Source organism: Sinorhizobium meliloti (genome assembly GCF_017876815.1).
Classification (GTDB): domain Bacteria; phylum Pseudomonadota; class Alphaproteobacteria; order Rhizobiales; family Rhizobiaceae; genus Sinorhizobium; species Sinorhizobium meliloti.
In genome coordinates, this window is record NZ_JAGIOS010000001.1 from 1,941,256 (window position 1) to 1,954,918 (window position 13,663).

General features: G+C 63.0%; 12 protein-coding genes, 1 other RNA gene and 1 pseudogene. 6 read left to right on the forward strand and 8 right to left on the reverse strand.

Annotated elements, in window-relative coordinates:
* The first annotated feature begins 83 nt into the window (after positions 1-83).
* Together JOH52_RS09045 and JOH52_RS09050 are read left to right on the forward strand one after the other, a co-directional pair.
* Positions 84-239 (forward strand): hypothetical protein, encoded by a 156-nt coding sequence (locus JOH52_RS09045; protein WP_003536010.1) that lies wholly within the window; start codon positions 84-86, stop codon positions 237-239.
* Positions 240-384: 145 nt separating this feature from the next.
* The gene (locus tag JOH52_RS09050; protein WP_010970181.1) at positions 385-2,289 is read left to right on the forward strand and encodes a TPR end-of-group domain-containing protein; all 1,905 of its coding nucleotides are present in this window, start codon (positions 385-387) and stop codon (positions 2,287-2,289) included.
* A gap of 12 nt (positions 2,290-2,301) precedes the next feature.
* Here JOH52_RS09050 and JOH52_RS09055 read toward each other — a convergent pair whose 3' ends face one another.
* The 7 genes from JOH52_RS09055 to tkt form a co-directional block, all read right to left on the reverse strand.
* Complete coding sequence (locus JOH52_RS09055; RefSeq protein WP_010970180.1) at positions 2,302-3,219, reverse strand: PhzF family phenazine biosynthesis protein; 918 nt, start codon at positions 3,217-3,219, stop codon at positions 2,302-2,304.
* A 174-nt stretch (positions 3,220-3,393) separates the two neighbouring features.
* A complete protein-coding gene (locus tag JOH52_RS09060; RefSeq protein ID WP_107010532.1) occupies positions 3,394-4,419 on the reverse strand; it encodes a class I fructose-bisphosphate aldolase in 1,026 nt (341 codons plus the stop codon).
* A gap of 360 nt (positions 4,420-4,779) precedes the next feature.
* Positions 4,780-5,723 (reverse strand): IS630-like element ISRm10-1 family transposase gene (locus JOH52_RS09065; protein WP_186808768.1). Its coding sequence is split into 2 segments (ribosomal slippage): positions 4,780-5,387 and positions 5,387-5,723, totalling 945 coding nucleotides; the frame shifts between segments, so codons are not numbered across the junction.
* Positions 5,724-6,199: 476 nt separating this feature from the next.
* The gene (locus JOH52_RS09070; RefSeq protein ID WP_010970179.1) at positions 6,200-7,399 is read right to left on the reverse strand and encodes a phosphoglycerate kinase; all 1,200 of its coding nucleotides are present in this window, start codon (positions 7,397-7,399) and stop codon (positions 6,200-6,202) included.
* Positions 7,399-7,989 carry a putative glycolipid-binding domain-containing protein gene (locus JOH52_RS09075; protein ID WP_010970178.1) on the reverse strand — a complete coding sequence of 197 codons (591 nt, stop codon included), beginning with the start codon at positions 7,987-7,989 and terminating at the stop codon, positions 7,399-7,401. The genes JOH52_RS09070 and JOH52_RS09075 overlap by 1 nt, the downstream gene beginning before the upstream one ends.
* Positions 7,990-7,994: 5 nt before the next feature.
* Positions 7,995-9,005: a type I glyceraldehyde-3-phosphate dehydrogenase gene (gene gap / locus JOH52_RS09080; RefSeq protein ID WP_003535991.1), complete on the reverse strand. Its 1,011-nt coding sequence runs from the start codon at positions 9,003-9,005 to the stop codon at positions 7,995-7,997.
* Between the two features lie 69 nt (positions 9,006-9,074).
* Positions 9,075-11,057 (reverse strand): transketolase, encoded by a 1,983-nt coding sequence (gene tkt / locus JOH52_RS09085; protein ID WP_003535989.1) that lies wholly within the window; start codon positions 11,055-11,057, stop codon positions 9,075-9,077.
* A 399-nt stretch (positions 11,058-11,456) separates the two neighbouring features.
* Between tkt and JOH52_RS09090 the strand changes: the two genes are divergently transcribed.
* From JOH52_RS09090 to ssrS, 3 genes are all read left to right on the forward strand, one after another.
* Positions 11,457-11,726: a DUF4164 domain-containing protein gene (locus tag JOH52_RS09090; protein WP_003535987.1), complete on the forward strand. Its 270-nt coding sequence runs from the start codon at positions 11,457-11,459 to the stop codon at positions 11,724-11,726.
* A gap of 12 nt (positions 11,727-11,738) precedes the next feature.
* A complete protein-coding gene (locus JOH52_RS09095) occupies positions 11,739-12,116 on the forward strand; it encodes a cell division protein ZapA (protein ID WP_003535985.1) in 378 nt (125 codons plus the stop codon).
* Between the two features lie 84 nt (positions 12,117-12,200).
* A non-coding RNA gene (gene ssrS / locus JOH52_RS09100) (6S RNA) lies at positions 12,201-12,359 on the forward strand.
* A 90-nt stretch (positions 12,360-12,449) separates the two neighbouring features.
* On the opposite strand, the pseudogene JOH52_RS09105 reads toward ssrS, so the two are convergent.
* A pseudogene (locus tag JOH52_RS09105) lies at positions 12,450-13,274 on the reverse strand (LysR family transcriptional regulator); the annotation flags it as partial.
* 75 nt (positions 13,275-13,349) lie between these two features.
* Here JOH52_RS09105 and JOH52_RS36115 point away from each other — a divergent pair.
* Positions 13,350-13,583, forward strand: a complete 234-nt coding sequence (locus JOH52_RS36115; RefSeq protein WP_017265915.1) for a hypothetical protein — start codon at positions 13,350-13,352, stop codon at positions 13,581-13,583.
* Positions 13,584-13,663 lie beyond the last annotated feature (80 nt).

The following is a 13,663-nucleotide window of genomic DNA, read 5'->3' on the forward strand; positions in this document are numbered from 1 at the left end:
AAAACAATAGCCCTCTATGCGACGAAAAGTGACGTCCGTATGGCGTCGCTCCCATTGCGGCGGATCTTCCCGGAAATGAACGAATGTCAAAGGCACTGACGGTTCTCCTGCTGCTGGCCATGTGCGTCCAGCTCATCAAGCCGCTCGGCTTTCCGGGCCTCAGGCAGCGCCGCGATTTCTGGAAGATTGCCGTCTTCGCCATCGTCGTGATGATGGTCACGGTGCTCGTGCGTCCTTGAACTACTGCCGTGCCGCGCGGGATCTCGATTCTCCGGCGGCTCGGCGTTCCCCGAGAAACAGCAGCTTGGGCTAGGGCCGCGCTATTGTCGTCACCAAGTCGCTCTATCTCCGCACGACATGACGACAGGAAAAGGTTAAATTACCGTGCTCGGCCACAAGATGAAGATCGAGGCTCTGTTGGAACGTCGTCTCACCGCCATTCTCGCAGCCGATGTCGTGGGCTACAGCCGCCTCATGGGAGCGGATGAGGCCGGCACGCTCGCGGCGCTGAAGCGCCACCGCCGCGAGCTGCTGGAGCCCAGGATCGCCGATCATAAAGGCCGAATCGTCAAGCTGGCAGGAGACAGCATGCTCGTCGAGTTTTCGAGCGTGGTGAACGCTGTTGCCTGTGCCGCCGCCATTCAGCGCGGTATGCTCGCCGCCAACGAGGGCTTGCCGAAGAGCAGGCGCATCGAGCTCAGGATCGGCATCCATCTCGGCGACGTGATCGTCGAGGACGGCGACATCTTCGGCGACGGCGTCAATGTCGCGGCGCGGCTCGAAGGGCTTGCCGACCCTTCCGGCATCGCGGTTTCTGCCTCCGTGCGGGACCATGTCGGCTCGAGACTCGATGTCGGCTTCATCGATAAGGGCGAATACAGTCTGAAGAACATCGCATCGACCGTTCGCGTCTATACGGTGTCCCTCGGCGACAATTCGCTCGGCAAGCGTGCGGAATCGTCCGGCGTGGTCGACCGCGGTTACGAATTATCGATCGCCGTCCTGCCCTTCACCAATATGAGCCATGATCCCGAGCAGGAATATTTCTCCGACGGTATCACAGAGGACGTCATCACCGATCTTTCGAAGATTTCGCGCCTGCACGTCGTCGCCCGCAACACCGTCTTCACTTACAAGGGCAAGTCCGTGAAGGTTAAGCAGATCGCCCATGAACTCGGCGTTCGCTTCATCCTCGAAGGCAGCGTGCGCAAGGCGGGCGGGCGCGTGCGCATCACCGGCCAGTTGATCGACGCGCAGACCGGCGGGCACCTCTGGGCCGACCGTTACGACCGCGATCTAACGGATATTTTCGCGATTCAGGACGAGATCACGCACGCCATCGTCGACCAGCTCAAGATAAAGCTTCTGCCGGAGGAGAAGAGGGCGATCGAAAGCGATCCGACGACCTCGGTCGAGGCCTATACCTACTATCTCCGCGGTCGCCAGTTCTCCCATACCTGGACCCGGCCCTATCTGCTGCTCGCACGCCGCATGTTCCTGAAGGCCGTCGAACTCGACCCGAACTATGCGCGTGCCTATGCCGGCATCGCCGAGTGCGAATGTGCGATCAGGGACTGGCACGAAAAGGAGTTTCCGCTGGAGAGTATACTCGACATGAGCGCCAGGGCGCTCGCGCTCGATCCGAACCTGGCGGAAGCGCATGCCTCGCGCGGGCTCGCATTGAACCACGACGGCCAGACGGAGGAGGCAAGCCGTGAGTTTCTCCAGGCTCTGGCGCTCGACCCTTCGCTCTATGAGGCGAATCTATATTATGGCCGTTTCCTCTTCGCGCAGGGTCGATTCCGGGAAGCGATCGGATTCTTCGAGCGCGCGGCGGAAATCCGGTCGGACGACTACTTTTCGCCGATCCATTTGATGGGTTGCTACCTGTCGCTTGGTATGGAGACCGAGCGCCAGCGCTGGGCGCGGATCGGCATCGAAAGAGCGCAAAGCGCAATGGAGCGGAACCCCGAGAATGCCAGCCCGGCGCATCGCGGTGCATTGGCGCTAGCGCATATGGGCGAGGCGGAACGTGCGAAGGAATGGGTTTCTCGCGCGCTGGCGATCGATCCGGACGATATCGTCGCGCAGTACAATGCAGCCTGCGTCCATTCGCTCCTCGGTGAGGGCGAACGTGCGCTGGAACTGCTGGAAACCGTGGTGCCGCAGAGCTCCAGCTACCATGTCCAGTGGTTCAATCAGGACCCCGACCTGGACCTCATTCGCGACGATCCGCGCTTCCGCGCGCTCCTCGACGCACTCGCAGAGTGCAAGGGCGGGAGGCGCTGAATAGTTCGGCGATCAGATCTCGATCTCGCCGCGCATCGCCGAAACGCAGTCGCCCGAGACGCTGACCTTGCGGATTGTGCCGTTCCTCTTGTCGATACCGACCGTGATGAGGCTGCGGCGCCCCATTTCCACGCCCTGTTCGATGACGAGTTCCACCTCCGCGTCGGCCGCGGGAAGCAGCGAGACGAGGTAAGCGCCGAGCGCCGCCGAAGCGCTGCCGGTTGCCGGATCCTCGATGACGTTGTCGAGCGGCGCGAACATGCGTGCCCTTACCTGGCCGGGCCGCTCGCGCGTGCGGGCATAGAGAAACAGGCTGAAGCTGTCTTCCGCAAGCGGATAGCGGATATTCGCCTCCTCGAAGGCCGAGACGTTCGGCCGGGCTCTCGAAAGGGCCTCAACGTCGCGCACCTCAGCGACGGAGAAGGGCAGTCCGACCGAAATGCGCACCGGCGGATGATTTCGGTCGATGAGGTCGTCCTGGCGCAGCGATGCGCAGGCGGCAATCGTCGCGGCGTCTATGGCGGGGCCGATTTGCAGCGCCTGCGGGGCGACGATCCTTGCGCCCGTGACGATGCCGTCACTGCCGAGAAGGGTCACTTCGACCAGGCCCGCCTTTTCCTCGAAACGCAATGCGCCGCCCGGGTTGCGGCCGAAGATTTCCTGTTGCCGGCCGAGCACGAAGGCCGTGCCGACATTCGGGTGGCCGGCGAAAGGCACTTCGGTCGTCGGCGTGAAGATGCGCACGCGCGCAGTGTTCTCCGGGTTTTCGGGCGGAAGGACGAAGGTGACTTCGGAATAGCCGAACTCGGTGGCGATCGCCTGCATCCGGGCCTCGCTCAAGCCCCGCGCATCCGGGATGACGGCAAGCTGATTGCCGGCGAAACGCTCGGCCGTGAAGACGTCGACGGTAATGAAGGAGACGGTGCTCATGGGGCCCTCTGGTCGGTCGCAGATGGCGCAGATTTAAAGTCGTCGCCGGCGCTGCTGAAACAGCGAACTTGTCTCCCTGACAATTGTCGGGGCAGCAAGGCGGCGCCATGCAAAAAGGCCCGGCGGCATCGCTGTCACCGGGCCTCTCCTCTCTCCCTCTGACTATTTTGGCGCTTAGGCTGCCTTTTCGAAGTCCTTCGTCCAGCTTCCCTTGGCGGCGAGGCTGCACATCTTGGCGCGATGGGCGAAGGCGCGCTGACCGGCGGCGACGTTTTCCGACTTTCCGCCCCAGGCATTGAGCGCTTCCTGCTGCAGTGCCCGGCCATAGGAGAAGGTAAGCTTCCAGGGCAGGTCGTGCGCTGCGTTCATGGCCGAAAGGTGGGCCGTCGCCTCTTCGGTCGATTGGCCGCCGGAGAGGAAGGCGATGCCCGGAACAGCCGCCGGAACGGTGCGCTTCAGCACCTTGATGGTGCGTTCGGCGACCTCGTCGACGGACGCTTTGCGCGCTTTTTTGCCGTCGATCACCATGCTCGGCTTCAGGATCATGCCTTCGAGCCTGACGCGGAGCTCGCCAAGTTCCTCGAAGACTGTGCGCAGGACCCATTCGGTGACTTCTTCCGAGCGCTCGATCGAGTGATCGCCGGGGGCGCCATCCATCAGCACTTCCGGCTCCACGATCGGTACGATCTTCGCCTCCTGGCAGAGCGCGGCATAACGGGCGAGCGCATGGGCATTGGCCCTGATCGCGCCCCAGGTCGGGAGAGCGTCGGAAATCGCGATCACGCCCCGCCATTTGGCGAAGCGGGCGCCGGCCTCGTGATATCTGGCGAGGCGGGCGGCGAGCCCGTCGAGGCCTTCGGTTATCGTTTCATTCGGGAAATGGGCCATCGGCTTGGCACCGGTGTCGACCTTGATCCCCGGGATCGAGCCCGCGTTGCGGATGACGTCGGCGAGGGGCGTGCCGTCGGCAGCCTTCTGGAACAGTGTTTCCTCATAGAGGATGACGCCGGAGATATACTCGCGCATCGCATCGTCCGAGCGCAGCAGCATCTCGCGATAGTCGCGGCGCGACGTCTCGGTGGACTCCAGGCCGATGCTGTCGAAGCGCTTCTTGATCGTTGCGGTCGACTCGTCTGCAGCGAGCAGGCCCCGGCCATGGGCGACCATGGCAACCGCAATGTCTTCCAGTCTTTCGCTCATATTCTTCTCCTACACACAGCGCCGATCACCAGCGGAACAGCGAATGAAACCAATCTCGAACTGAGGCGCGAAAGCGTCGTTCGCACCTCAGGAACAAAGGCGCGTTAACAGAAGATACCGCGCGGGAAAATGGCAGTAAAACGGGCTAAAACGATTTAAATAATTTTAATCGTTTGAAAAGGCATAATTATTTTTGATGGTCAGGTCAGAAGCTCTCCTCGAAAGCCCCTCACCCTAATCCTCTCCGTTCCGACGCTACGGCATGCACATATCTCTTGTTGTCCAGCCCTTCGCGGACAGTAGCGAGGCTTGCGGATGGGTCCATGGGATCAAACCCGTATGCGCTAGAGCAGATCCTGTTCAATCCGGGTCATACCCGGCAGCCCTGAAGTAGTTGGCACACTCGTCAGGAGTGAAGCGGGGTATCAAGGCGCCGACTGCGTCCCACAGGGCATCGATCTTTCGCTCCGCGCGGCCTCGCAGCATGGCTTTCAGTTTCGAGAATGCATTCTCGATGGGATTGAAGTCTGGGCTATAGGGCGGGAGGAACATAAGCTTGGCCCCGGCGCGCTCGATGGCATCCCGCACACCGGATGTCTTGTGTGCTGGCAAGTTGTCCATGACTACGACGTCCCCGGCCTGAAGGGTCGGCAGAAGTACCTGTTCGACATAGGCCAGGAAGACGTTGCCGTTCATCGCGCCGTCGTAGACAAACGGTGCGGTCATTCCGGTTAGGCGCAAGGCGCCGGTGAAGGTCGTTGTCTTCCAGTGCCCGTGCGGTACGCCGGCCCGGCAACGTTCGCCTCGCAGTGCACGCCCGCGCAGACGTGCCATCTTCGTGGAAAGGCCGGTTTCATCGATGAAGATCAGCTTCTCCGGATCGAGATCGAGCTGACCATCAAACCAGACGCGCCGGCGCTTCAGGACATCCGGCCGGTCTTGCTCCAGTGCGTGTGCGGTCTTTTTTTAAAGGTCCATCCTCGGCCTCGAAGCCAGGCGCCAAGTGCGCTACGGCTGATCTTCACCTGCCGTTCGACGGACAAGCGCTGGACCATTTCATCGAGCGTCACGTCCTTCCGCTCTTCGATCAGGGCGACAACAAATTCCTCGTGTGCGTCTACCGCCGATGGCCGCCTCCAGCCCTGCGGCCGAGGGGTCAGCTCGCCCTCTTTCGCTCTCGCGATCCAGCGGATCGCTGTCGAGATCCCAACTCCGAACCGGGCTGCAGCCTGTCGAGCTGACATGCCCGCTGCAGACGCTTTCAAAACCCGTATTCGAAGATCGTCGCTCAGTGCCTGGCCCATCATCCACCTCTTCGCTGTGGATGTTGAATCAGCTTCGGCCTGCGTCGTCACTTCACAATCGATTCATCGATCGCAGCACGTGCTCTAGCATTGGCATTAGCGGTCACCCGCCCCTCATCCGCCTGCCGGCACCTTCTCCCCGCAGGCGGGGAGAAGGGACAAGCGGCGCCGACTGAACCCCGCATTCACCGCCCGCCCGAGGGCGCGAGCGGGGCGCGGCATATCCCTTCTCCCCGCCTGCGGGGAGAAGGTGGCGGCAGCCGGTTGAGGGGCAATCCCGACCGAGCGGGGTTGAGGCGGTTGGGTTCCCGAGGGATCCCTTTCATGAGCAGTATCCGCCGCACCGGACCGCAAGAGATATGTGCATGCCATAGCGTTCCGACGGGGAGAGGGGACTGAAAGTCGCCGCGAATCTCCTTCGCCCCGCTTGCGGGGAGAAGGTGGCCGGCAGGCCGGATGAGGGGCTGAAGCCGAGCTCAGTTCCGCTGCCGGAGAACATCTACGCCCGGCAAGGGCTTGCCTTCCATCCATTCGAGGAAGGCGCCGCCGGCGGTCGAGACATAGGTGAAATCGTCCGCGACCTCGGCATGGTTGAGTGCTGCGACCGTGTCGCCGCCGCCGGCGACGGAGACGAGCGAGCCGGCGCGGGTGCGGGCTGCCGCGTGTTTCGCCGCCGCCACGGTCGCCCTGTCGAAGGGCGCGATCTCGAACGCGCCGAGCGGGCCATTCCACACGAGGGTTTCGGCGCGCGAGATCCATTCGTTGATGGCCTCGATCGATTTCGGCCCGACGTCAAGCACCATGGCGTCGGCAGGGATGGCCTTGATATCGACGACCTCGTTGTCGGCACCGGCCTTGAACTCACGGGCAACGACGCCGTCGACCGGAAGCACGATTGCGCATCCCGCTTCCGAGGCGGCCGCGAGGATGGCCTTGGCGGTCTCCGCAAGATCGTGCTCGCAGAGCGACTTTCCGACATCGACGCCTTGCGCCGCGAGGAAGGTGTTGGCCATGCCGCCGCCGATGACCAGCGCGTCGACCTTCTTCACGAGGTTCTGCAGAAGGTCGATCTTGGTCGAGACCTTGGCGCCGCCGACGATCGCGACGACCGGGCGCTTCGGATTGCCGAGCCCCTTTTCAAGCGCTTCGAGCTCCGCCTGCATGGTGCGGCCGGCATAGGCGGGAAGGTGATGGGCAAGCCCCTCGGTCGAGGCGTGGGCGCGATGGGCGGCGGAGAAGGCGTCGTTGACATAGATGTCGCCATTGGCGGCGAGCGCCGTCACGAAGTCCGAATCGTTCTTCTCCTCGCCCTTGTGGAAGCGGGTATTCTCGAGCAGCAGCACTTCGCCGTCGTTCAATTCGGCAATGGCGTTGGCGGCCTTGTCGCCGATGCAGTCGGCAGCGAAATAGACGCGCTGGTCGAGGATCTCCTCGACGGCGGAGGCGATCGCCTTCAGCGACATGTCGGCGACGGGCTCGCCCTTCGGCCGGCCGAAATGCGCGAGCAGAACGACTTTCGCGCCCTTCTCGGAGAGTTCGCGAATGGTCGGCGCCACGCGCTCGATGCGGGTGGTGTCGGTCACCTGGCCGTCCTTGACAGGCACGTTCAGATCGACGCGCACGAGAACGCGCTTGCCGGCGATGTCGGTCAGATCGTCGAGAGTCTTGAAAGTCATCAGATGGTCTCCGGTGATAGTCTCTGGAACAGGGTAGGGTAGTCGAGGACGAGGCCGTCCTCGTCCACCGGCAGGTCCGCCGTGAAGCTGCCGTCCGCCGCCTCGTAGCGGTAGAGCTTGCCGTCATCGAGGCAGGTATAATGCTGGCCGTCGACGGTCGGTTCGAAGCTGTCGAAGGGCACGTAAAGCATGTTGAGCCTGGCGGTGCCGGATTGCCGGGTGAGGCCCAGGCGGCGGATCGGCAGCGTGTTCGTGAAGGGCGTGCCGGCGAGGTCGATATCGACGCAGCCATCGAATTGCGGCAAGGCCGTTCCGTCTGCTTTGCGCCAATGGCCGTGCCCATCGGACATGAGGTGCAGCCTCTGCCCTTGGGTCGTTTCTATGAGAAAGGAAAAGACGCGCCAGCCGGCATCGCAGTCGATTCGGTAGCGGGCGCCATAGGCCGTTGCGCCGCGTTCGCCGATGAGAACGCTTTCGGCGCGGATGGCCGCGCCGAGCGATGTATCGATAGTCCTGAGCGTCAGATGTTCGAGCCCTTCCCCTTCGAGCGGACGCCAGCGCACCGTCGTTGAGGAAAGAGCCCGGAACATCGGTCTTAGATGAGCTTGCTCAGGGCAACCGCCGTGTCCGACATGCGGTTGGAGAAGCCCCATTCATTGTCGTACCAGGACAGGATCGAGACGAACTTGCCTTCCATCACCTTGGTCTGGTCCATGTGGAAGACCGAGGAACGCGGATCGTGGTTGAAGTCGATCGAGACGTTCGGAGCGAGCGTGTAGCCGAGAACGCCCTTGAGCGGGCCGTCGGCGGCAGCCTTGATGGCCGCGTTGATTTCCTCCTTGGTCGTCTCGCGCTTGGCGACGAACTTCAGGTCGACCACCGAGACGTTCGGGGTCGGGACGCGCACGGAGATACCGTCGAGCTTGCCCTTGAGTTCCGGCAGCACGAGACCGACCGCCTTTGCAGCTCCCGTAGAGGTCGGGATCATCGACAGCGCCGCGGCGCGTGCACGGTAGAGATCCTTGTGCATCTGGTCGAGCGACGGCTGGTCGTTGGTGTAGGAGTGGATCGTCGTCATCATGCCGTGATCGATGCCGACGGCATCGTGCAGCACCTTGGCGACCGGTACCAGGCAGTTGGTCGTGCAGGATGCGTTGGAGATGACGAGATGATCCTTCGTCAGCTTGTCGTGGTTGACGCCGTAGACGACGGTCAGGTCCGCGCCGTCGGCCGGAGCCGAGACGATGACGCGCTTGGCGCCGGCTTCCAGATGAGCGGCTGCCTTGTCGCGGGCGGTGAAGATGCCGGTGCACTCCATGGCGATGTCGACGCCGAGTTCCTTGTGCGGCAGTTCTGCCGGATTGCGGATCGCGGTCACCTTGATCGGCTTGCCGTTGTTGATGACGATCGCGTCGCCGTCGACCTTCACGTCGGCCGGAAAGCGGCCGTGGATGGAATCGAAGCGCAGCAGGTGAGCGTTGGTCTCGACCGGACCGAGGTCGTTGATGGCAACGACTTCGATGTCCGTGCGGCCGGATTCGACGATGGCGCGGAGAACGTTGCGGCCGATGCGGCCAAAACCGTTGATGGCGACTTTCACTGTCATATCGGGTCTCTCCCTGTCAGAATGCGTGTGGTGGGAAGGAGGACATCCGGGAATGTCCTCCAGGCTTGATCAGGACAGCTTGGCTTCGGCGGACGCAACCACGACTTCTGGCGTAATGCCGAAGTGCTTGTAGAGATCCTTGTAGGGGCCCGAAGCACCGAAGCTCGACATGCCGATGAAGATGCCATCGTTGCCGATGAAGTGGTCCCAGCCCTGGCGGATGCCGGCTTCGACGGCGATCTTGACCGGCGACGTGCCGATGATCGCCTGCTGGTAGTCCTCGCTCTGCTCGGCGAAGAGCTCGAAGCAGGGGACGGAGACGACGCGCGTCGCGATGCCCTTGGCGGTCAGCGTCTGGCAGGCCTTGACGGCGATCTCGACTTCCGAGCCGGTGGCGAAGATCGTCACCTGCGCATCGCTTGCGGAGATCAGGTCATAGGCGCCGCGGGCGCAGAGGTTCTGTTCCTCGTATTCCGTGCGCACCGCCATCAGGTTCTGGCGGGTGAGCGCAAGACCGGAGGGGCGCTTGCGGTTTTCCAGGGCGAGCTGCCAGCATTCGGCGGTCTCCGTCGCATCCGCGGGGCGGAACATCAGGAGATTGGGGATGGCCCGAAGCGCGGCCATGTGCTCGACCGGCTGGTGGGTCGGCCCGTCCTCGCCGAGACCGATGGAATCATGCGTGAGCACGTGGATGACGCGGATGCCCATGAGCGCGGCAAGGCGGATCGACGGGCGGCAATAATCCGAGAAGATCAGGAAGCCGCCGGAATAGGGGATGAGGCCGCCATGCAGCGCCATGCCGTTCATTGCGGCCGCCATGCCGTGCTCGCGCACGCCGTAGTGGATGTAGCGGCCGGAGAAATCGTCCGGGGTGATGGAGTGTGTCTGGCTCGTCTTGGTATTGTTGGAGCCGGTCAGGTCGGCAGAGCCGCCGATCGTCTCGGCAAGTACGCCGTTGATGACTTCCAGCGCATCCTCCGAAGCCTTGCGCGTCGCCGGCGAGGGCTTGGTCTCGGCAAGCTTCTGCTTGTAGGCGCCGATCGCAGAGGCGAGGCTGCCTTCGAGCTCGCCGGAGAAGCGGCGGACGAACTGCGCCTTCTTCTCCGCCTCAGCGGCTTCGAGCCGTTCTTCCCATTCCTTGCGCGCCTTGGCCGACCGCAGGCCTGCGATGCGCCAGGCGTCGAGCACGTCGGAGGGAACCGTGAACGCCTCGGCTTCCCAGCCGAGCGCCTTGCGGGTGGCGGCGATTTCCTCGGCGCCGAGCGGGGAGCCGTGGACCTTGTGCGTACCGGCCTTGTTCGGCGCACCGAAGCCGATCACGGTCTTGCAGGCGATCATGGTCGGCTTGTCGGACTTGTGAGCCTCTTCGATCGCGGCGGCGATCGCTTCGGGATCATGGCCGTCGACGGCGATCGTGTGCCATTTGCTGGCGCGGAAGCGGGCGTGCTGGTCGGTCGAGTCGGCAATGGAGATCGGACCGTCGATCGAGATGTTGTTGTCGTCCCAGAAGACGATCAGCTTGTTGAGCTTCAGGTGGCCGGCAAGCGCGATCGCTTCCTGACTGATCCCTTCCATCAGGCAGCCGTCGCCGGCGAGCACATAGGTATAATGCTCCATCAGTTCGCTGCCGAACTCTTCGCGCAGCTTGCGCTCGGCGATCGCCATGCCGACGGAATTGGCAATGCCCTGGCCGAGCGGACCCGTGGTCGTCTCGATGCCGGCGGCGTGGCCGTATTCCGGGTGACCCGCCGTGCGCGAACCCAGCTGGCGGAAGTTCTTGATCTCGTCGATGGTGATGTCGTCGTAGCCCGTGAGGTAGAGCAGCGAATAGAGCAGCATGGACCCGTGGCCGGCCGACAGGACGAAGCGGTCGCGGTTCGGCCAGGCGGGGTTTTTAGGGTCGAAGCTCAGATAGCGGGTGAACAGCACTGTTGCGATATCGGCGGCGCCCATTGGGAGGCCAGGGTGGCCGGAATTTGCCTTCTCGACGGCGTCCATGGAGAGGAAGCGGATTGCATTCGCCATCCGGTCGTGTTTTTCGCGAGAGATCATGACTGTTCCGTTTGCGTTCGGTGGTCAGGGGACGGTCTCTATCCTCCAAAGACCGCATGAGAAGCGGCAGACACATAGCAGGTGCGTGAGCCGAGTCAATAAATACGGGCCCTCCGCGACCAAATGCGGCGGCCCCGGCGCGGCGCCTCTCGATGGCAGAAACGCCGCCGGTCGGTGGCCGGTTCGGGAGGCGAAATCGACCATCCACAGCTTCCGCAGTTCAATGCCGCGCTTGGCATTGTTGAGACTTGCGTAATAGGTTTAAAAAGAAAAGGGCCGAAGTGATGAACGCTCTACGATTCGGCCTTGGAGCGAGGCGCATCCAGGCAAGGTGCAAGCGCTCCGCACTTTGTTTTAGGGCAGGGCGAAGCCGCTCCCCCTAGAGAGGTATCGGAAGACATGCCGGCAAAGACGGTCAAGGCGGCGATCGACGAGTTGCGCAACGCGGTTCAGTCTCTTGAGATCGCGATCGACGGCCGCTTCGACAAGGAAAGGGATGTGAGCGAGTTCGAAGGCGAGGTCAGGCGGGTCAACGAGGACCGGTCTCGCCTGGCGCAGGAACTCGACCAATCCCAATTCCGCGCCAACCGGTTGGAAGAGGTCAATCGCGAGGTATCCCGTCGTCTGGTGACGGCGATGGAGACCATTCGCGCGGTGCTGGATCGCTGAGGTTCTGAACGTATGGCGCAGGTGACGGTAACGATCGACGGCAAGGCCTACCGGATGGCCTGCGAGGAAGGGCAGGAAGATCACCTCGGCGACCTCGCGACCAGGTTCGACCAGTATGTCGGCCATCTGAAGGCCCAGTTCGGCGAAATCGGCGACCTCAGGATCACCGTCATGGCGGGGATCATGGTCATGGACGAGTTGAGCGAGGTCAATCGCCGGCTGAAGAGCATCGAAGCGGAAGTGGACGATCTGAAGAGAGGCCGCGATACCGCGCTTTCGGATCAGACGAGAAGCGAGGAGGCGCTTGCCTCGGCGCTCGGCGAGGTGACGGCGCAGATTCAGGATATCGCCGCCAAGCTCAACGGGCGGCCGACTCCCTCGGCAAATTGAGCCCCGCCTGCGATTTCGCAGAAATTATGCAGCTCCATCGCATCCGGCTCTGGTGAAAAGCCCCGGGACGCTCTATATCTGCCAGGCGATCTGCGCTTCCCGACAGGAACCACAATCCCCGGGGCCATACACGATCTCAAGGGGACTGTCCCTGGCCGGACCCGTGGGTCCGGGCATACGGTGCCCACCTACCTAGTAGGTACCCGGGATCGTAAATCATCCATCGGTCGTCGTGGATCGCACTTCTTCCTTTTCCTTCTCGGCCGGTGCCCGGAACGCTCGGCGGATGGCATCCGCCATCGCGTCGACCGTCGGCGACCGGTTCCCGCGCCTCGTCCGCAGCACGACATTGGTCATGTCGATGATGCCGAAGCCGTCCTCCTCGGTAAGTTCCCTGCACCCCGCCGGTATGGCGGTTCGCGACAAGGGTGCGATGGCAAGGCCCGAAATGAGGGCGGCGATGAGGCCGCCGCTCGTGCGGCTCACATATGCGATGCGAGACTCTATGCCGCGGCTCTGCAGGCTCCGCCGGGCCAGTTCGTCGCACCAGCCGCCTTCGGCATAGGTATAGGTCGCGATCGGTACCGGCCGGCGCTCATGGGCACCGTGCTGGTCGCAGGTCGCCCAGACTGTAGGGTTCACCATCAGGACCTCGTTCCGGCTGCGCCCGCCCGGCTCGAAGACGACGGCGATGTCGAGTTCTCCGGCCGCGAGCGCTGCCGAATTGGCCATGGAGGTTTCCTGCCGCACCGTCACCTCCACGCCCGGATGAATGGCAGCGAAGGCGCCAAGTGCCTTCGGAAGCGTGGAGTTGACGTATTCCTCCGAAATCCCGATCCGGACCGAACCCTCGAGCGCCGGCGATCGCATGGCCGCCGCGGTGTCGTCGAGAAGAGAGACGATGCGGCGCGCATTGTCGGCGAGCCGCCGCCCGTCATCGGTCAGTATGACGCCGCGCGAATGGCGTTCGAAAAGCGCCGAGCCGATGAGCTCCTCGAGCTTGCGGATCTGCATGCTGACGGCCGACTGCGTCCGCCGCACCGTATCGGCAGCCCGCGTCAGGTTGCCGGTGTCGGCGACCGCGAGAAAGGTTCTGAGCAGATCGCTGTCGAGCGGAGTTGACATGCTGTCGCCATAAGAAAACTTGATGACAGGCATGGTTGCAATTCATTTGTCAGATGTCAACAAAGGAGAGAGGATCGAGGCTGTCGCTTTCCTCCCGAGGGTCTCGCCATGCCCGTTCTGGTCGTGCCAGCACATCCTGCCGCTCGAAGCTCCCCGCCGCTTGCGACGGCGTTTGCGCGTTGGCGGCTGGGGCTCACCCTTTACATGGAATGGTCGATCGTAAGCCGCCGCGCCGACCCGCACCTGCTGGCAGACGCAGCTATCCCGGACACATATCGTCTCGGATGCGAGGAAGCCCGGCGCCAGCGTGAAGCGGTTCGGCATCTGCACTGGATGCTGTAAATCAGCTCCCTCCGGGAAAGCTCCATAAAGCGTCGCGATACGCGAACGAGTCGCGAAGTATTGCAAAAAGCGGCGGCCGC

Bases quoted from the DNA above. Each gene is read 5' to 3' on its own strand.
- JOH52_RS09045 (WP_003536010.1), top strand. From the start codon at position 84: ATGTCAAAGGCACTGACGGTTCTCCTGCTGCTGGCCATGTGCGTCCAG.
- gap (WP_003535991.1), bottom strand. From the start codon at position 9,005: ATGACAGTGAAAGTCGCCATCAACGGTTTTGGCCGCATCGGCCGCAAC.
- JOH52_RS09055 (WP_010970180.1), bottom strand. From the start codon at position 3,219: ATGAGCACCGTCTCCTTCATTACCGTCGACGTCTTCACGGCCGAGCGT.
- JOH52_RS09075 (WP_010970178.1), bottom strand. From the start codon at position 7,989: ATGTTCCGGGCTCTTTCCTCAACGACGGTGCGCTGGCGTCCGCTCGAA.
- JOH52_RS09070 (WP_010970179.1), bottom strand. From the start codon at position 7,399: ATGACTTTCAAGACTCTCGACGATCTGACCGACATCGCCGGCAAGCGC.
- JOH52_RS09090 (WP_003535987.1), top strand. From the start codon at position 11,457: ATGCCGGCAAAGACGGTCAAGGCGGCGATCGACGAGTTGCGCAACGCG.
- JOH52_RS09060 (WP_107010532.1), bottom strand. From the start codon at position 4,419: ATGAGCGAAAGACTGGAAGACATTGCGGTTGCCATGGTCGCCCATGGC.
- JOH52_RS09095 (WP_003535985.1), top strand. From the start codon at position 11,739: ATGGCGCAGGTGACGGTAACGATCGACGGCAAGGCCTACCGGATGGCC.
- tkt (WP_003535989.1), bottom strand. From the start codon at position 11,057: ATGATCTCTCGCGAAAAACACGACCGGATGGCGAATGCAATCCGCTTC.
- JOH52_RS36115 (WP_017265915.1), top strand. From the start codon at position 13,350: ATGCCCGTTCTGGTCGTGCCAGCACATCCTGCCGCTCGAAGCTCCCCG.